We start from the raw sequence: 17,470 nt of genomic DNA, 5'->3' as shown, positions 1-17,470 counted from the left end.
TAACTTAGCATGAAATCAGGTATTTAGTGGTAATTTACTAACCTGAATTAATTTTTGTTAGGATTTGGTATAGCTGTGATGATTGGCTGCGGTGTGGCTGGCAGCCGCTGTGCTGCTTAGTGTACCATGTAATAATTGTCTGTTATATTTTCGTTTAGGCTGGGGTGGTCAGTTTGTTGCGGGGCTATAGTCAACGTACGTCGTTGTTTGCTGTCAAGCTTGTGGACGGTGTTGATTGATTATGCAAAAATTTTTTCTATTAATCAAATAGTTTGTTTTATTTTTCTGTCTGGTCAGCTAAATTGTCTGTTGCTTTTGCTGCAGGCTAGTTCAGGGTATGGGTAATGAAGAAGAAGGTATTGTTGGGTATTTGTGGTGGGATTGCTGCATACAAATGCTGTGAGCTGGTTCGGCTGCTGAAAAAGGCAGGGCATCAGGTGAATGTGGTGATGACACAGGCAGCCACTGATTTTGTCAGCCCGACTACTTTTCAGGCTCTGAGCGGAGAACCGGTGTTGCTGGATACGCATGATGGTTTATCCGGTAATGGTATGGCACATATTAATCTGAGCCGTCAGGCTGATGTGATGCTGATTGCGCCGGCTTCTGCAAATACTATGGCTAAAATTGCCCATGGGATGGCGGATAATTTGCTTACCACGTTGGCTTCGGCACGCAGTTGCCCGCTGGCAGTGGCACCAGCTATGAATGTACAAATGTGGAATAATCCGGCCAATCAACGCAATTTAGCTTTGTTGCGACAGGATAGGGTACAGATACTAGGACCGGCTGATGGAGAACAGGCCTGTGGTGAGGTGGGAAGCGGGCGTATGCTGGAAGCAGCCGAATTGGCTGAATTGCTTGCTGATGTATGGACAGTGCCGCTGTTGGCTGGAAAGCGTGTCTTGATTACAGCCGGAGCGACATTTGAAGCTATTGATCCAGTGCGCGGGATTACCAATATATCTAGCGGACAGATGGGTATGGCTCTAGCGCGGGCTTGCCGCGCTGCTGGTGCGAGTGTTTCTCTGGTGTACGGACAGATTCAGACGCCGCTGGCAGCTGGGATGGCTTTTGTTGAACAGGTAAGCAGTGCTGACGAGATGCTGGCAGCAGTACAACGATTATTGCCACATCAGGATGTATTTATTGCGGTGGCAGCGGTAGCCGATTACAAGGTTAGCAACCGTAGTGAACATAAACTAAAAAAACAGGCTGGACAAAAGGTGCCGGTAATTGAACTTACGGAAAATCCTGACATTCTCGCTACGGTAGCCGGCCGGCCGGATGCACCTTTCTGTGTTGGATTTGCTGCTGAAAGTGAGCATGTGCTGGAACATGCACGTGCTAAGCGAGTGAAGAAAGGTGTGCCTCTGTTGGTTGCGAATGAGGTTAGTCAGGCCATGGGTAAAGCCACAAATCAAGTGATACTATTGGATGATGAACAAGAAACCGTTTTGCCTCAAATGAGCAAAGATGATACCGCAACCGCTATTATTGAGCGGCTGGCTCAGCTTTTGGCTCTGTGCTAATTGAGTTTTGGTAGTAGTTACATAAGCTTATTTTGATTAAATTAAAGACGAATTATGAGTGCTTCTGAGTTATCTGTACAAGTTAAGATATTGAATCCGCTGATGGCGGAGCAGTTACCCCAATATGCTACTATTGGTTCAGCAGGTCTGGATTTACGTGCCTGTATTGATGCTCCGCTTACTTTACAACCGGGAGAAAGTTGTCTTCTGCCTACTGGTCTGGCAATTTATCTGGTTGATCCGGGCTACGCAGCGCTAATACTGCCACGCTCTGGTTTGGGACATAAGCATGGTATTGTGCTTGGTAATTTGGTGGGGCTGATTGATTCAGATTATCAGGGAGAACTGAAAGTATCATTGTGGAATCGCAGTCAGGAGGCTTACGTGATTGAGCCTTTGGCACGAATTGCACAAATGATGATTGTGCCGGTGATGCAGGCCGCGTTCACTGTGGTTGATGAATTTGCTCGCAGTAATCGAGGCGAAGGCGGTTTTGGCAGTACCGGTCATCAATAATTAACGATTAAGTAAAAGAAAAGCAAGGTATCCAAACGGATAACCTTGCTTTTTTTGCCATGGCACTGGCTAAACTGCTTGCTGCAATATTATTTCAGCTCTATGGCTCTTAGAGTGTTTCACCGCTTTATTGCTGCCGATAGCGTTCAATCAGCAAATTCTGCATATTGGTTGGCTGTTCGTTGGTGGCTGGTTTAATACGCTGATACTGACCATCCGGCTGCATTTGCCACGCACACTGATTATCGGCCAGAGCGAGCATCAGTGTTTCCTTAATTATACGTTGTTTCAGCTCTGGTGTTTCGATTGGTGTGCAGATTTCCACGCGGCGAAAGAGATTTCTTCCCATCCAGTCGGCGCTGGATATCCAGACTTTGGTATCACCACCATTTTCAAAATAGAATACCCGTGCATGTTCGAGCAGACGGCCGACAATGGAACGCACGCGAATATTTTCCGACAGCCCTTTTACGCCAGGGCGCAGCACACACATCCCACGCACAATCAATTCGATCTGCACCCCAGCCTGACTGGCTGCATATAATGCTTCGACTATGGTGGGTTCGACCAGTGCATTCATTTTGGCTATGATGCGTGCGGTTTTGCCGGCTTTTGCTTGTTCGATTTCGCCGTTGATGCTGTCAAGCAGCATTTTGTGCAGCGTAAACGGGCTCTGGGCGATTTTATTCAGATGATTCGGTTGTCCCAGTCCCGTGATTTCCATGAATACGGTGTTGACATCGACACTGATATCGCGGTTGCAGGTCATCAGGCCGAGATCTGTATAGATGCGGCTGGTACCTTGATGGTAATTGCCAGTGCTGACATGAGCATAACGTTTCAGGATACCTTCTTCACGGCGTACAATCAGTGCCATTTTGGCATGCACTTTGTAGCCGAAGACGCCATAGACAACGTGGGCGCCGGCTGCTTCTAGCTGGCCAGCCCAGTTTAGGTTGGTTTCTTCATCAAATCGTGCCATCAGTTCGACAACGACAGTAACTTGTTTGCCACTTACTGCTGCTTTCATCAGTGCTTTGACTAAATCGGAGTTACTGCCGGTACGGTAGATGGTCATTTTAATGGCGACAACCTGTGGGTCATCCGCTGCTTCTTGAATCAGACGCACTGTTGGTTCAAAAGACTGATAAGGGTGATACAGCAGAATATCACGCTGGCTAATAATGCTGAATAGATCGCGGTTTTTACTCAGTAAGGCTGGTGTGCCTGGGATAAAGGGAGTAAATTTTAAATCGTTACGTTCTACCATATCGGGTACCGCCATCAGACGTACCAGATTCACCGGCCCATTCACTCGATACAGTTCATCTCGTCCGAGATGAAAGTGGCTGAGTAAAAAATCGTATACATGTGCCGGACAGTTGTCGGCTACTTCAAGCCGCACGCCCTCACCGTACTGGCGTCCCTGTAGTTCACCGGCTATCGCAGTACGCAAATTTTCCAAATCTTCTTCGTCCACGCTTAAGTCGCTATCGCGGGTGATGCGAAATTGGTAGCAGCCTTTGACGGTCATGCCGGTAAAGAGGGTATGTACATGAGCATGCAAAATGGAAGACAGGAATACGAAACCATCGTGGCCATTGCATAATTCTCTAGGCATTTTCAGTACCCGCGGCAGAATGCGCGGTGCCTGTACGATGGCCATTCCGCCTGTGCGTCCGAAAGCATCTTTTCCTTCCAGCTCGACAGCGAAATTCAGTGATTTATTGAGTAAGCGCGGAAATGGATGCGACGGATCCAGTCCAATAGGTGTCAGAATGGGCAACAGCTCATGACGGAAGTAATCGGCTACCCACTGCCGCTGAGCTTCGCTCCATGCACTGCGTGGATAAAAAGATATGCCTTCATTACGTAAAGCTGGAATCAATTCGTCGTTAAATAGGCGATATTGCTCAGCAATGATGGCATGTGCTTCTTTGGTGACATGGGCAATAACGGTGTCCGGCAGTTCGCCGTTGGCCAGAGGGGTATGTGGTGACAAAGCACGGGTACGGCGCAGCCAAGCCATGCGTACTTCGAAAAATTCATCCAGATTGGAGGAAACAATGCACAAAAAGCGTAAACGTTCGAGCAGTGGAACCTGTGTATCCTGTGCCTGTGCCAGAACGCGACGGTTGAATGCGAGCAGGCTGAGTTCACGACAGAGTAGATGCGGCTTAGTTTCGGACATGGAGCATACCTGTTACTGTCATTTAGAGTAAGAGAGTGTCAGTTTGGTTTTAATTAGTTAACATTCGCACTGTTTTGGCTGTAGGTCAAGTTTTGTCTGCTGCCATTGGTGGCCAGCGGTTGTGGATAAACTGTGCGGGGTGATGATAATTCAGAACTTTGGCATAATTTCCGGCAGCGGTGGCGTTGGCTGGTATGTTTTTGGTAACGACACTGCCCGCACCAATGGTGGCGTTGTCGCCGATGTAAACATTTTCAATTAGGTTACAGTTGGGACCAATGTAGACATTGTTGCCTATTCTGGCTGCCGGTCCGTTGTTGGCACCGATAACAGTATAGGGGGACAGGTTGACATTCTCACCCAGCCGTGCGCTGCTATTAATGATTAATGGACCACCATGACCGATATAGAGTCCATAGCCGATGGGCGTACGCGGGCTAATGATGATACCGCTGCGGTGCTTCTGCCAGACATACATCGGGTAAGCCAATTTGCGCCATGTGCTTGTGGCTGAAGCCAGCCGCAGCCAGCAGGTAAATCGAAAGCCACGATTACATAGATAATGACGTAGGAAAGCACGCCAATCTGTTCGGCCACTGTAACGATATAAATCACTTTTAATAAGCTGTATCACCATAAAAACTATATTACCTTAATCTGGCAAAAGAAAAGGCTGTGTACCTGCTAAGCAGGCTGACAGCCTTTACTGATTATTCTTCTGGTGGAGTGTAACCGCTGATGTGGTCGGCGCCGTCTCCGAAGAAGTAATTTTCCATTTGCTGGGTGATATATTGACGCGCACGTGGATCTGCCAGACTAAGCCGGTTTTCGTTAATAATCATGGTTTGATAACGTAACCAGCCGTCCCAGGCTTCCTGCGATACATTATCGTAAATGCGTTTACCTAGTTCATTGGGGAAAGGCGGAAATTTCAATCCGGGTGCTTCTTTGCCCAGTTTGACGCAATGCACCATATGACTCATGTGTCTTCCTTTATGGCAATCGGGGAAAAGGTAGATTGTAAAAGATTTTGGGCTGGTTGCGTTTAAAGCTGACGGCTAAATATTTTAGACTGGCGTTTATTGCTGGTGTATTGCTGCTGCCGCTCTATAGGTAATTGCGTCAGTGTGGCTGGGGTAAAGCCGCGCTCGACGAACCAGTCACCGGTGTGGGTACTTAACGCAAACAGTGTTTGAAGCTGCAATTGCCGTGCCTGTTTAATAACATGTGCCAGTAATAGTTCACCGTATCCGCGTGCGCGAGCAGACGGAGAAACAATCAGGCATGCCAGCTCGCCGGCTTGTGCCTCAGGGTAAACATGCAGTGCCACACAGCCATATACGTAGCAATCTTGCTCGAGCACGAAAAACTCTTGAATGTGGTTTTCCATATATTCACTGTCGCGCGGCAACAGTATACCGCTTGCCTCCAGCGGGGCAATGAGTTGCAGGATATCACCGATGTCTTTGTTTTCAGCCGGCCGCACACGCATAAACGGCGCTTTAGCCATTGCCGTACCGCTACCTTCACGCGTGAAAAGCTCCTGTAGCAAGCTGCCGTCCTGTAGACCGGATACGACATGGACGCGTTGTACGCCATGCTCCAGTACGTGTGCTGCTGTCTGCAAAAGTTCGGTCTGGCGTTTATTCATTACGCTCTTGGCCAGCAATTGGCTGATTTCAATGCAATTGAGTTCACTGATGGTTTGCTGCTGTTCATCGAGCAAACCCGGTTGTGTACCCAAAAAAATCAGTTTTTCTGCATGAATGGCTTCTGCCACAGCCTGAGCAACTTCATTGACCTGCAAACGGTAGCACTGGCCACTAAGCGAGTGGCCTATCGGGCTGATTAATACTAGCTGATTATGAGCCAGCCGTTCTTCAATGGCAGCTGCATCAACTTTACGAACACAGCCGCTGTAACTCATATCGACACCGTTAATCACGCCTAATGGTTTGGCGCGCAGAAAATTTCCGCCAGCAAGACGTACATTGGGTGCACTGTGCTCCATAACTTGTGTCGGTATCATCGACAAGGAAGCTTCCAGATTAAAACGGGCAATGCCGCTGGCTTGTTTGACTAATTCCAGAGCGCGTTCATCGGTAATGGGATTTTCGTCGATGCTGTTGGCTGTGTTCTGACCGGCTATAGCCTGTATAAACTGGCTGCAACCGTGAATGATAACCAAGCGCATACCCAAACTGGTCAGTAGCAGAATATCGGCGGCTAGTGCAGGTAGTTTGTTGCTGACCAGTACGTGGCTGCTGATGGCCAGTACCACTGTTTTACCGTTTAGATGATGAATATACGGTGAGGCTTGGCGAAAGTCGTGAACAAAACGGTGATTGTGAAAATTGTCCTGATTACCTGTTGAGGTGCTCATTTTACTGCCATTAAATAAAATAACTGCATCATTAGCACAGTAAGTGCAACAATGGTGGCCAGTGTCCAGTTAAATTCTTTGGATAATTTGTCCTGCTGGTGATGCAAGAATTCGGTTTTGGCGTGGATGGCATCGGTTTTTTCGATAGCATCATTGAGCAATAATGGTACATCCGCCTGATTTGGATTGTCATTAGGCAATAAGGTAAAAACAAGATTATTCAGGTTATTCACATTGCTGTTCATGGCAATATTAGTAGTGTTTTCTTCGGCAACCGGTATCGGAGTGTTGCTTGTGGCCGGTGTTTCTTTTTCCGGTTGTGGTATCGGTGCCGGATTGAGCAGCAGTTCGCTGCTGGCTAGCTGCGGCTGAGGCTTATGCAGCTGCTCTGGTTCCGGTTCGGTTACTGTAGGCAAACGGATTTCTATTTTGTTGGATACCTGATTCAGCAGGGTATTCAAATTCGGCCGTTTGTCGATGACAGCCGTGTTTTTAGGGGTAGGTGCACTGGTAAATATCTGTGCCCGTCTGCTACTGGGCTGATTGAGATTCAGTGCGCTGGAAAGCATATCCATGACCTCATCAGCATTTGATACTTGTTTCTCGGCAGCAGAGTTCTGTTTTTTACCGGCTGACGCTGGCGGGGTGACGTTTTTATTGGTGCGGATTTTTGAGACCACCGTAAATTGATGCTGACACTGCTGACACACAACACGTCCCCCGTCGCGCGGTGGTGTTGCAACGGTATTTTCTGTATGGCATTTGGGACAAATAACAGTAATTGTTTTAGACATGATTATTTCAGCAAACCAATATAATTAAAAGGAGTAATTCTGTTCTGTCAAACGTAAGGAGCCATTATTCTGTGTCAGTATGCCATACCAGTGCCATAAGGCAAATGACTAAGCAGTTTTATTATGCTCTTTTGCGGCCAGTAATGCATACCCAGCCTTCTAGTGTTCTGGGCGAATTCAGATCAAACCATTGCTGATAGATTTCACTGAGCTCTTCTGTCTGTTCAGCCAGAATACCCGAAAGCACGATCTGGCCGCCCGTACGGGTGCGTTCAGCCAGCATCTGCGCCAATAACCGCAACGGATTGGCCAGAATATTGGCAACGACAATATCAAACTGCTGTTCGGGCGGAAGGTCGTCCGGCAGGTAAAACTCGGCATGGACATGGTTCTGAAGTGCATTGTCTTCGCTGGCACGAAGCGCCTGCGAGTCAATGTCAACGCCACAAGCACGGCCACAGCCCAGTTTCAGAGCTGCTATGGTGAGAATGCCGGAGCCGCAGCCATAATCAAGCAGGGTTTCGCCACCACGTATATTTTTATCCAGCCATTGCAGACACAAATGAGTTGTTGGATGACTACCGGTACCAAAGGCCAAACCAGGGTCGAGTTGCAGATTGATTATGTCTGTATCGGCTGGCTGCTGGTGCCAAGATGGCGTAATCCACAGGCGAGATGAAATCTGAATCGGGTCAAACTGCGACTGTGTCAGTCTTACCCAGTCCTGCTCCGGAATAGTCTCTAGATAATACTGGGGCATTGGAAAGGCACAATCGCATGCAGCAGCAGAAACAATCGCTTCGATATCGGCATTTTCATCAAACAGTGCCACGATATTGCTTTGTTGCCACACTTGTTCGGCAGGCATATTCGGCTCGCCAAAAATTGGCTGCTCATTCTCGTTGCCGGCATTGGCGTCTTCAATGGCTGTACTTAGGGCACCGTTTTCTATCAGCGCGTCGGAGAGTCTGTCTACCTGCTCCTGAGAAACTGTGATGACAACTTGTTGGTAGTGCATGGCTTTTTATTACCGTAATTGGATGTTTTATAAAACTTCAGGCAGCCACTGCGGCTGCCTGCAAACAAAAGCGCAATGTATGCGTATTGTAAATTATTTTTGTGCTTCTTTGTGTTTTTGTAACCATTGTTCAAGATAGTGAATACTTTCACCACCTTGAATGAAGCCGGGATCGGCAAAAATGTCGCGGTGCAGGTTGGTATTGGTTTTAATACCGGTAATTGCTAGTTCCTGTAATGCAACGCTCATTTTGGCAATAGCTTCGTCGCGGTCACGACCATGGGTACATACCTTCCCGATCATACTGTCGTAGTAGGGTGGGACGGTGTAGCCCTGATAAATGTGGCTATCGATGCGTACGCCATTGCCACCAGGTTGGTGACAACTGGTAATTAGGCCGGGACTGGGTACAAAGGTGTAGGGATCTTCGGCATTGATGCGGCATTCGAACGCATGTCCCCGCAGGCAAATATCATCCTGTGTATAGGATAACGGCAGGCCGGAAGCTACGCGGATTTGCTCCTGTACAATATCCACGCCAGTAATCAGCTCAGTAATAGCATGCTCAACTTGTACACGTGTATTCATTTCAATGAAGAAAAATTCGCCATCTTCATACAGAAATTCAAATGTACCGGCACCACGATAGCCGATGCGCTGGCAGGCAGCTACACAGGCATTACCGATACGCTCTCGTTCTTCAGGGGTAATAAATGGTGCCGGCGCTTCTTCAATAACTTTTTGGTGGCGCCGTTGCATGGAGCAGTCTCGCTCGCCTAGATAAATAGCGTGGCCATGTTCGTCGCATAATACCTGAATTTCAATATGGCGCGGTTTTTGTAAATAGCGCTCCATATACACGGCCGGATTGCCGAAGGCAGCACCGGCTTCGGTACGTGTCATTTCTACCGAAGAAAGAAGGTCTTCGGCTTTTTCTACTACGCGCATGCCACGGCCACCGCCGCCGCCAGAAGCTTTGATTATTACCGGATAGCCGACTTCGGCACCAATTTTTTCAATTTCGTGCGGGTCTTCCGGTAGGGCGCCGTCGGAGCCGGGTACGCATGGCACGCCAGCAGCCTGCATGGCTTTTTTTGCGGAAACTTTGTCACCCATCTGGCGAATGGTTTCCGGCCGCGGGCCGATAAATACAAACCCGGATTGTTCTACCTGCTCGGCAAAACCGTCGTTTTCCGCCAGAAATCCATAGCCCGGATGGATGGCATCGGCATCGGTTACCTCAGCTGCAGAAATCAGGGCAGGAATGTTCAGATAACTTTGGGCAGAGCTGGCAGGGCCGATACATACGGATTCATCGGCCAATTTTACATGCAGGGCATCACGGTCGGCTTCTGAATGTACAGCCACAGTTGCAATGCCCATTTCATGGCAGGCGCGCAGAATGCGCAGCGCAATTTCGCCGCGATTGGCAATAAGAACTTTTTTTAACATAAGGCAGCACCTTGTAAGAAACGGGAAAGATTACTGAATTGAGGATTACTCAATAATAAACAGTGGTTCACCGAACTCTACAGGCTGCGCATTGGATACAAGAATTTCTTTTACTACGCCGCTGTGGTCAGCTTCGATTTCATTCATTAGTTTCATTGCTTCGATGATACATAGGGTATCGCCAGCATTAACGGTCTGACCTACCTCTACAAACGGGGCAGAAGTCGGACTGGCGGCACGGTAAAAAGTGCCGACCATAGGGGATTTAACGGCCTTGCTTAAGTCGGGGCCGGTTGTTTCAGGCGCAGCAGCGGCTGCATTCTCTGTGGGTGCAGCTGCTGGTGCGGCCATGATGGCAGGCTGCTGCATTGGTGCAGCATACATCTGCTGCTGGTTGGCGGCAGTGGTACGGGTAATGCGTACTTTTTCCTCACCTTCGGTTACTTCGATTTCGGCAATGCCTGACTCTTCTACCAAATCAATGAGCTTTTTAAGTTTACGTAAATCCATAATGATGAACCCTTGTGTGATTGGAGCTGGCCGCAATAGGTATTAGTGTTGGCGGCCGGTCTCTTGAATGTATTCAATTGCCCGATGTAATGCTGCTTCATAGCCGTACACGCCCAGACCGCAGATTACCCCTAAAGCAATATCAGAGAGATAGGAATGGCGCCGGAATGCTTCGCGTGCATGTACATTGGATATATGTACTTCGATAAATGGTTTGCCTGCAGCGGCAAAAGCGTCGCGGATGGCTACACTGGTATGTGTGTACGCGCCCGGATTGATGATTATGAAGCGGGTATCGTCGGATAAAGCCGCCTGAATCCGCTCAATCAAGATGTGTTCGGCATTGCTTTGTAATGTTTCCAATGTCATATCGGCTGCCTGTGCCTGTTGTTGCAGCTTCTGATTAATGTCTGCCAGTGTGGTCTTACCATATATATGCGGTTCGCGCACCCCCAATAGATTGAGATTGGGGCCGTTTAAAACCAGAATTGAGGCACTCATAAAATGTTTGGTTTTTGCAAAATTGCGCCATTTTTGCCGAAAATGAGCGCAAATGTCCAGTATTTTTGTATTTTTTTGATTATTTAAACCATGGTTTTGTCTGCCGTGGTGTGCTTGCGGCCTTATTTTGCTTGCTCCTGCCGGCACCATCTGGTGCGGATTCTGTAGCGGGCTTGTGATGTGGTTGGCTGTTTTTCAGTATGAGCCGGTAGGCATATAATACGACTTTTGCCTTGTTCAAGCACGTATACATGCATATAAATGATTTTGATTTTGATTTACCGCCTCACCTGATTGCACAGCATCCGCCGGCTGTACGTGGCAGTAGCCGTTTATTGGTGGCTTTGCCGGGGCAGTCACCTGTTGACAGTAAGTTTACCTGTTTAACCGATTATGTGGCTGCCGGTGATGTGCTGGTGTTTAATAATACGCGGGTAATGAAGGCGCGTCTGTTTGGCCATAAGGCCAGCGGCGGCCAGATTGAGGCGCTGATTGAACGAGTGCTGGACGCACATACGGCGCTGGCGCATGTGCGCTCCTCTAAATCGCCAAAGCCCGGTACGGAGCTGATTTTCGAAGGAGGTTTGCATGCACAGATGCAGGCACGGCAAGGTGAACTGTTTGTACTGCATTTTGCCGGTACGCAGACAGTATGGGAATTGCTGGCTGCTCACGGCCATTTGCCATTGCCACCTTATATTACCCGCTCAGCGGATGATGACGATGATGAGCGCTACCAGACGGTGTATGCCAAATATGAGGGGGCAGTGGCTGCGCCCACTGCTGGTCTACATTTCACCGATACTATTTTGCAACAGCTGCGAGATAAAGGGGTGCATCTGACGGAAGTCACCTTGCATGTTGGTGCCGGTACCTTTCAGCCGGTACGGGTGGAAAATATTGCTGAGCATCACATGCACAGTGAATGGTATGACGTGAGTGAAACTGTGGTAGCTGAAATTGAGGCAGCCCATGCACGGGGCAATAAAGTTTGGGCAGTGGGCACCACAGCGGTGCGGGCATTGGAATCTGCCGCACGCAGTGGCAAGTTGCAGGCTGGTCAGGGTGATACCAATATTTTTATTACACCCGGATACCAGTTTAAGGTGATTGACCGTATGATTACTAATTTTCACCTGCCTAAATCCACGCTGTTAATGTTAGTTAGCGCGTTTAGCGGTTATGATGAAATCCGTGCTGTATACCAGCATGCGATTACTGAACAATATCGTTTTTTCAGTTATGGCGATGCTATGCTGCTCGGTAATCTAAGCCGAATCGGACAGAATAATTAAAATAGAAAAGGAACAATTATGAGAATGTTACATACTATGCTGCGTGTGGGTGATTTAGATAAATCATTAGCGTTTTATCAGGATGTGCTGGGTATGAAGCTGTTGCGCCGTGAAGATTTTCCTGCTGGCCGTTTTACGCTGGCATTTGTTGGTTATGGTGAGGAATCTGACACCACGGTGTTGGAACTGACCTATAACTGGGATACGCACGCATATGATTTAGGAAGTGGTTACGGCCATATTGCTATTGAAGTAGACGATGCCTATGCTGCCTGTGATGCCGTACGCGCTAAAGGCTGTAAGGTGACTCGCGAAGCCGGCCCGATGCAGCACGGCACGACAGTGATTGCGTTTGTAGAGGATCCGGATGGATATAAAATAGAATTTATTCAGAAAAAGAACTAATTTCTCTTCTGGTAAAAGCTGGTTTTGAGCTTTTTCTACCAATACTTTTTCTCCGGCAAATGGTTAGCGTACATTTTTATAGATTAAACGGGTGTTGAATGCTGTCTTTGCCGGTTTACTTTAATTTTTAATTCATCTGCTTAGGTATCTACACTGAAATACATTCTTAAACACGGCGGCCTGCACAGTTTTTTTATAGGAATAGTGAAGGTGTGGCTGTCTCAGATATTGGCTGGCACTACTAAAAGAGTGTGAGCCATTGGTCTGAAATATTTGCTAAGTTTTAAAAAACAGGTTTCGTGTATTTTGATATTGCTGGTTTTGGCAGGTAGTTTCCTGCTGCTGGTATGAGTTGATGTGTATTCTGCTGATTAGATTACGTTGTTTGTGTCGGTTGCGGAGAGTGTAGTGCCAATATTGTTTGCATCTTTGAATGAAAGAACAGGCTGGCTGATTGTGAGTGTTTTGCCTTGGTCTGACTATTGCCCGCTTCATTGGCTTTAAACTGCATACATTCGGATACTTGAACAAGCTCTGCCATCTTTGTCGGACTCCTATAGTTAAGATTTCGTGTTTGTAACCATTGCAGACTGGACTTTTGTTTGTATATAAATGATAATAATTATCATTATTTTACATGTAAGGGGATGTGATGATAAAAAGATTCTTAGCAGTGGTGGTATTGTCGGCGTTGGCTATGGGGCTGAGTGCCTGTCAGACTAATGCTTCAGTATCTGTTACTCAGGCTACAGATGAGGCAAAACTGCCGGCTTCGCCACAAAAAATTGCGGTGATGGATTTTGGCGCAATGGATACGCTGGATGCACTGGGTGCTGGTAGGCGAATAATTGCTGCACCAATTAGTAATATGCCTACCTATTTGCACCAGTATCAGAATCAACAGTTACATGATTCTGGCAAAATGAAAGAACCAGACATTGCTGCTATTCGGGCAGCCAAACCAGACTTGATTATTATGAGTGGGCGGCAAAATGCTTTTGCAAAAGAGTTAGAGTCTATTGCACCAACGTTGAATTACTCGGTAAAGACTGATAGCAATTATTTTGCTAATGTGCAAAAACAAATTCTTCTGCTAGGTAAGCTGGCAGGTCAGGAAGCTTTGGCGCAGCAGCAATTACAAGCGTTAGCCCTAAAAATGAATGCAGCACGTGAGTTGGCAGAGCACAGCACGCAGAAAGCCATTATAGTGCTGCATAATGATGGCAAGGTAATGCTGATGAATCAGGGTAGTTATCCAGCATTAATTTTTGATGAGCTGAAGATTAAACGTGCACTGAAGATAGATGAATTGCCGGTACAGCAAAGCAGTAAGGATGGCAAACCAACACGTTTAATGGTGGATAACAGCTTTATCACCCAATATCATCCAGATATTGTGTACGTTGTTGACCGCAGCAAAGCCATTGGAAATACCCCTATGCGTAATGATTATTTTGACAGCAGCGTGTTGCAACGTGCCGGTACCAGAGTGGTCTATCTGAGTGCAGATTTATGGTATCTGTCAGGTAATGGGCTGGAAAGTTTGAATCAACAGATTGACGAAGTTGTCAAACCTTTGAATGATATTAACTAGATTTCAGTATGTGTTACATAAAAATCAGCCTTTATACACACACGGCTGGTTTTTTTATGTATTCATGTCTGCTGGAAGTTTTATGTTAAATATATATGCTAAGTGAATGTTTTGTTAAATTTTTTAAATCAGCGGAAATAACGACAAGGTTACAGTTGTGGTAGTGTATTTTTCGATAATATAGCGACTGTACTGTTGTAGCGAATCAGGCAAAGCTGGGTTGATAGCCAGTGGGGGTTTTAAAGAGCGACTGGAGACCACATTGAAACATTCATGAGCCTGTTACGCTGTGTTAACAAATAGTTTATTTAACGGCACCTTCCTCGGAAAGGAATAATAATGAAGATAGGTATTCCACGCGAATCACTTGCCGGTGAAACCAGAGTAGCGGCCACGCCGAAAACCATTACACAACTGATTAAACTGGGGCATGAAGTTGTAGTTGAGCATGATGCCGGTAAAGCCGCCAGTCTGTCAGACGGATTGTATAGCGAAGCCGGTGCCACCATTGCTGATACGGCTACGGTATGGCAGTGTCCGCTGATATTTAAAGTAAATGCGCCTAATACTGACGAAATTACAGCCATGAATGAAGGCACGATTTTGGTTAGCTTTATTATGCCGGCTCAGCAGCCTGAGCTGCTGGAAAAGCTACAGGCGAAAAAAATTACCGTGCTGGCGATGGATATGGTGCCGCGTATTTCACGTGCACAGGCTATGGATGCTTTGTCTTCAATGGCCAATATTAGCGGCTACCGTGCAGTTATTGAAGCTGCAGAAAACTTCGGCCGCTTTTTTACTGGTCAGATTACCGCAGCCGGTAAAGTACCCCCTGCCGAAGTGCTGGTGATTGGTGCTGGAGTGGCTGGTCTAGCGGCGATTGGTACTGCTCGCCAGCTTGGAGCCGTAGTAAATGCATTTGATACCCGCCCCGAAGTGGCCGACCAAATCGAATCCATGGGCGGAAATTTCGTGCGTCTAGATTATCAGGAAGAAGAAAGCAGCAGTGGAGACGGTTACGCTAAAACCATGAGTGCTGCCTACATTGCAGCTGAAATGGAATTATTTGCCGCTCAGGCAAAACAAGTTGATATTATTATTACTACAGCAGCTATACCGGGTAAGCCAGCACCTAAGCTGATTACCCGTGAAATGGTGGACAGTATGCGTGAAGGTTCGGTAATCGTGGATTTGGCAGCCGCTACAGGTGGCAACTGTGAATATACTGAGCCCGGTAAAATTGTTACCACTGCCAACGGCGTAAAAATAATCGGATATACCGATATGGCCAACCGCTTGGCCGGCCAGTCATCTCAGCTGTATGGTACCAATCTAGTAAATCTGGCGCGTTTGCTCACCCCTAATAAGGACGGTGAGCTGGCACTTAACTTTGAAGATGTCATTATTCGCAACATGACGGTTACCCACGCTGGCAACAGCATGTATCCGCCTCCACCGATACAGGTATCTGCTGCGCCCAAAGCAGCGGCTACAGCCGCTGCACCGGTTTCTGCGGCTGCACCAAGTGTTGCCCCTGATAAGAGCAAGAAAAAAATTATCTGGGCGGCTATTGCCGTGATATTGATGTTATGGATTGGTGCTGTTGCACCGGTAGCGTTTCTTAACCACTTTATGGTGTTTGTCCTTTCCTGTGTAGTGGGCTACTTTGTGGTGTGGAATGTGAATCATGCCTTGCACACGCCGTTGATGTCGGTAACCAATGCGATCTCCGGCATTATTGTGGTCGGGGCATTGCTGCAAATCGGTCAGGGGCACGGTTTTGTATCCCTGCTTGCCTTTATTGCAGTGGCGATAGTCAGCGTAAATATTTTCGGCGGCTTTGCTGTTACCCGTCGTATGCTTAATATGTTTCGTAAGTAAGGGAGAAACAGGATGTCTCAAGGTATTGTAACTGCTGCCTACATCGTTGCCGCCGTATTGTTTATTCTGAGTCTGGCTGGATTATCGCAGCAGGAAAGTGCTAAACGTGGCTGCTATATGGGTATTGCGGGCATGGCCATTGCCCTGCTGGCTACTGCATTCAGTCAGGATGCGCACGGGCTGGGTTGGGTTATCATTGCCATGGTAATTGGCGCAGCAGTTGGCCTGCAACAGGCCAGAAAAGTAGAAATGACCCAAATGCCGGAGCTGATAGCCATGCTGCACAGCTTTGTGGGTCTGGCTGCTGTACTGGTTGGTTTTAACAGCTATATCGACCCGCACGATGTTGATACAGATATGTTCACCATTCACTTGATAGAAGTGTTTCTTGGTGTATTTATCGGTGCTGTCACTTTCAGCGGCTCATTAGTGGCGTGGGCCAAGCTGAATGGAAAAATGGCAAGCAAACCTTTGCAACTGCCGCACCGCCATCTGCTCAATCTGGGGGCACTGGTGTTGTCGTTTCTGTTGTTGCTGTGGTTTGTCGGTGCCGGAGGTTCTGGATTTGCATTGATTGTCATGACACTGATCGCGCTTGCTTTTGGTTATCATCTGGTGGCCTCAATCGGCGGTGCCGATATGCCGGTAGTGATTTCCATGCTCAATTCGTACTCCGGTTGGGCTGCAGCTGCTGCTGGTTTTATGCTTAACAATGATTTACTTATTGTAACCGGTGCTCTGGTAGGTTCTTCCGGTGCCATCCTGTCGTATATTATGTGTCAGGCGATGAACCGTAAGTTTCTGGCAGTAATAGGCGGAGGATTTGGTTCGGTTCCAGTGGCTGCTGGTACCGACCAAACCCCTGCCGGTGAAGTACAGGAAATCAGACCGGAACAAGTAGCTGAAACTCTTAAAAACGCTCATAGTGTTATTATCACACCGGGCTATGGCATGGCGGTGGCTCATGCTCAAAACGCTGTGGCAAGTATCACTGCTAAACTGCGCCAGCAGGGGGTAAATGTTCGTTTTGGCATCCATCCCGTAGCAGGTCGTCTGCCTGGACACATGAATGTGTTGCTGGCTGAAGCCAAAGTACCGTATGATATCGTACTGGAAATGGATGAAATCAATGATGATTTCAGCGATACCGATGTGGTACTGGTTATTGGTGCCAATGATACTGTTAATCCGGCCGCTGTCACCGACCCAAACAGCCCGATTGCCGGTATGCCGGTGTTGCACGTATGGGAAGCGAAAAACGTAATTGTGTTTAAGCGTTCGATGCAGTCAGGCTATGCGGGCGTAGATAATCCACTGTTTTATGAAGAAAATGTTCGCATGTGCTTTGGTGATGCCAAGGCGACACTGGATGAAGTGGATAAAAACATTTAATCAAAA

At 47.5% G+C, this 17,470-nt stretch carries 16 protein-coding genes; 7 read left to right on the top strand and 9 right to left on the bottom strand.

Features of this window, described 5'->3' with window-relative positions; all coding sequences use genetic code 11:
- Positions 1-344 precede the first annotated feature (344 nt).
- Together coaBC and dut are read left to right on the top strand one after the other, a co-directional pair.
- Positions 345-1,532, top strand: a complete 1,188-nt coding sequence (gene coaBC / locus J3U75_RS03705; protein ID WP_267390585.1) for a bifunctional phosphopantothenoylcysteine decarboxylase/phosphopantothenate--cysteine ligase CoaBC — start codon at positions 345-347, stop codon at positions 1,530-1,532.
- A gap of 54 nt (positions 1,533-1,586) precedes the next feature.
- Positions 1,587-2,048, top strand: coding sequence for a dUTP diphosphatase (gene dut, locus J3U75_RS03700; RefSeq protein WP_267390584.1), 462 nt, complete (start codon positions 1,587-1,589; stop codon positions 2,046-2,048).
- A gap of 127 nt (positions 2,049-2,175) precedes the next feature.
- On the opposite strand, the gene ppk1 is transcribed toward dut, so the two are convergent.
- The 9 genes from ppk1 to aroQ all read right to left on the bottom strand — a co-directional run bounded on the left by ppk1 (position 2,176) and on the right by aroQ (position 10,897).
- Positions 2,176-4,239 (bottom strand): polyphosphate kinase 1, encoded by a 2,064-nt coding sequence (gene ppk1, locus J3U75_RS03695; protein WP_267390583.1) that lies wholly within the window; start codon positions 4,237-4,239, stop codon positions 2,176-2,178.
- Positions 4,240-4,324: 85 nt separating this feature from the next.
- Positions 4,325-4,876 (bottom strand): serine acetyltransferase, encoded by a 552-nt coding sequence (locus J3U75_RS03690; protein WP_267390582.1) that lies wholly within the window; start codon positions 4,874-4,876, stop codon positions 4,325-4,327.
- A gap of 73 nt (positions 4,877-4,949) precedes the next feature.
- On the bottom strand, positions 4,950-5,222 hold the full coding sequence (locus tag J3U75_RS03685; RefSeq protein ID WP_100140344.1) for an oxidative damage protection protein: 273 nt from the start codon (positions 5,220-5,222) through the stop codon (positions 4,950-4,952).
- A 62-nt stretch (positions 5,223-5,284) separates the two neighbouring features.
- Positions 5,285-6,622 carry an amino-acid N-acetyltransferase gene (argA, locus tag J3U75_RS03680; RefSeq protein ID WP_267390581.1) on the bottom strand — a complete coding sequence of 446 codons (1,338 nt, stop codon included), beginning with the start codon at positions 6,620-6,622 and terminating at the stop codon, positions 5,285-5,287.
- Positions 6,619-7,416, bottom strand: coding sequence for a hypothetical protein (locus J3U75_RS03675; RefSeq protein WP_267390580.1), 798 nt, complete (start codon positions 7,414-7,416; stop codon positions 6,619-6,621). Before J3U75_RS03675 ends, argA begins: the two co-directional genes overlap by 4 nt.
- Before the next feature lie 121 nt (positions 7,417-7,537).
- Positions 7,538-8,434 (bottom strand): 50S ribosomal protein L11 methyltransferase, encoded by an 897-nt coding sequence (prmA, locus tag J3U75_RS03670; RefSeq protein WP_267390578.1) that lies wholly within the window; start codon positions 8,432-8,434, stop codon positions 7,538-7,540.
- 93 nt (positions 8,435-8,527) lie between these two features.
- Entirely contained in the window at positions 8,528-9,886 is a 1,359-nt protein-coding gene (gene accC / locus J3U75_RS03665) for an acetyl-CoA carboxylase biotin carboxylase subunit (RefSeq protein ID WP_100140340.1), read from the bottom strand.
- 45 nt (positions 9,887-9,931) lie between these two features.
- On the bottom strand, positions 9,932-10,396 hold the full coding sequence (gene accB / locus J3U75_RS03660; RefSeq protein WP_267390576.1) for an acetyl-CoA carboxylase biotin carboxyl carrier protein: 465 nt from the start codon (positions 10,394-10,396) through the stop codon (positions 9,932-9,934).
- Between the two features lie 42 nt (positions 10,397-10,438).
- On the bottom strand, positions 10,439-10,897 hold the full coding sequence (gene aroQ / locus J3U75_RS03655; protein ID WP_267390573.1) for a type II 3-dehydroquinate dehydratase: 459 nt from the start codon (positions 10,895-10,897) through the stop codon (positions 10,439-10,441).
- A gap of 251 nt (positions 10,898-11,148) precedes the next feature.
- On the opposite strand from aroQ, the gene queA reads away from it, so the two are divergent.
- The 5 genes from queA (at position 11,149) to pntB (ending at position 17,464) form a co-directional block, all read left to right on the top strand.
- Positions 11,149-12,192: a tRNA preQ1(34) S-adenosylmethionine ribosyltransferase-isomerase QueA gene (gene queA, locus J3U75_RS03650; protein ID WP_267390571.1), complete on the top strand. Its 1,044-nt coding sequence runs from the start codon at positions 11,149-11,151 to the stop codon at positions 12,190-12,192.
- An 18-nt stretch (positions 12,193-12,210) separates the two neighbouring features.
- The gene (gloA, locus tag J3U75_RS03645; RefSeq protein ID WP_267390569.1) at positions 12,211-12,597 is read left to right on the top strand and encodes a lactoylglutathione lyase; all 387 of its coding nucleotides are present in this window, start codon (positions 12,211-12,213) and stop codon (positions 12,595-12,597) included.
- Positions 12,598-13,249: 652 nt separating this feature from the next.
- Complete coding sequence (locus J3U75_RS03640; RefSeq protein WP_267390567.1) at positions 13,250-14,191, top strand: ABC transporter substrate-binding protein; 942 nt, start codon at positions 13,250-13,252, stop codon at positions 14,189-14,191.
- A gap of 339 nt (positions 14,192-14,530) precedes the next feature.
- Positions 14,531-16,072: a Re/Si-specific NAD(P)(+) transhydrogenase subunit alpha gene (locus J3U75_RS03635; protein ID WP_267390565.1), complete on the top strand. Its 1,542-nt coding sequence runs from the start codon at positions 14,531-14,533 to the stop codon at positions 16,070-16,072.
- 12 nt (positions 16,073-16,084) lie between these two features.
- Positions 16,085-17,464 (top strand): Re/Si-specific NAD(P)(+) transhydrogenase subunit beta, encoded by a 1,380-nt coding sequence (gene pntB, locus J3U75_RS03630; RefSeq protein ID WP_267390564.1) that lies wholly within the window; start codon positions 16,085-16,087, stop codon positions 17,462-17,464.
- Positions 17,465-17,470: the final 6 nt, after the last annotated feature.

Source organism: Snodgrassella sp. B3088 (assembly GCF_026535815.1).
In the GTDB taxonomy this organism is placed as follows: Bacteria; Pseudomonadota; Gammaproteobacteria; order Burkholderiales; family Neisseriaceae; genus Snodgrassella; species Snodgrassella alvi_E.
Note: the sequence above shows the minus strand (reverse complement) of the source record. Positions and strands in the feature narration are given on the sequence as shown.

Coding starts and splice junctions, on each gene's coding strand:
- coaBC (WP_267390585.1), top strand. CDS start 345: ATGAAGAAGAAGGTATTGTTGGGTATTTGTGGTGGGATTGCTGCATAC.
- dut (WP_267390584.1), top strand. CDS start 1,587: ATGAGTGCTTCTGAGTTATCTGTACAAGTTAAGATATTGAATCCGCTG.
- ppk1 (WP_267390583.1), bottom strand. CDS start 4,239: ATGTCCGAAACTAAGCCGCATCTACTCTGTCGTGAACTCAGCCTGCTC.
- J3U75_RS03690 (WP_267390582.1), bottom strand. CDS start 4,876: ATGGTGATACAGCTTATTAAAAGTGATTTATATCGTTACAGTGGCCGA.
- J3U75_RS03685 (WP_100140344.1), bottom strand. CDS start 5,222: ATGAGTCATATGGTGCATTGCGTCAAACTGGGCAAAGAAGCACCCGGA.
- argA (WP_267390581.1), bottom strand. CDS start 6,622: ATGAGCACCTCAACAGGTAATCAGGACAATTTTCACAATCACCGTTTT.
- J3U75_RS03675 (WP_267390580.1), bottom strand. CDS start 7,416: ATGTCTAAAACAATTACTGTTATTTGTCCCAAATGCCATACAGAAAAT.
- prmA (WP_267390578.1), bottom strand. CDS start 8,434: ATGCACTACCAACAAGTTGTCATCACAGTTTCTCAGGAGCAGGTAGAC.
- accC (WP_100140340.1), bottom strand. CDS start 9,886: ATGTTAAAAAAAGTTCTTATTGCCAATCGCGGCGAAATTGCGCTGCGC.
- accB (WP_267390576.1), bottom strand. CDS start 10,396: ATGGATTTACGTAAACTTAAAAAGCTCATTGATTTGGTAGAAGAGTCA.
- aroQ (WP_267390573.1), bottom strand. CDS start 10,897: ATGAGTGCCTCAATTCTGGTTTTAAACGGCCCCAATCTCAATCTATTG.
- queA (WP_267390571.1), top strand. CDS start 11,149: ATGCATATAAATGATTTTGATTTTGATTTACCGCCTCACCTGATTGCA.
- gloA (WP_267390569.1), top strand. CDS start 12,211: ATGAGAATGTTACATACTATGCTGCGTGTGGGTGATTTAGATAAATCA.
- J3U75_RS03640 (WP_267390567.1), top strand. CDS start 13,250: ATGATAAAAAGATTCTTAGCAGTGGTGGTATTGTCGGCGTTGGCTATG.
- J3U75_RS03635 (WP_267390565.1), top strand. CDS start 14,531: ATGAAGATAGGTATTCCACGCGAATCACTTGCCGGTGAAACCAGAGTA.
- pntB (WP_267390564.1), top strand. CDS start 16,085: ATGTCTCAAGGTATTGTAACTGCTGCCTACATCGTTGCCGCCGTATTG.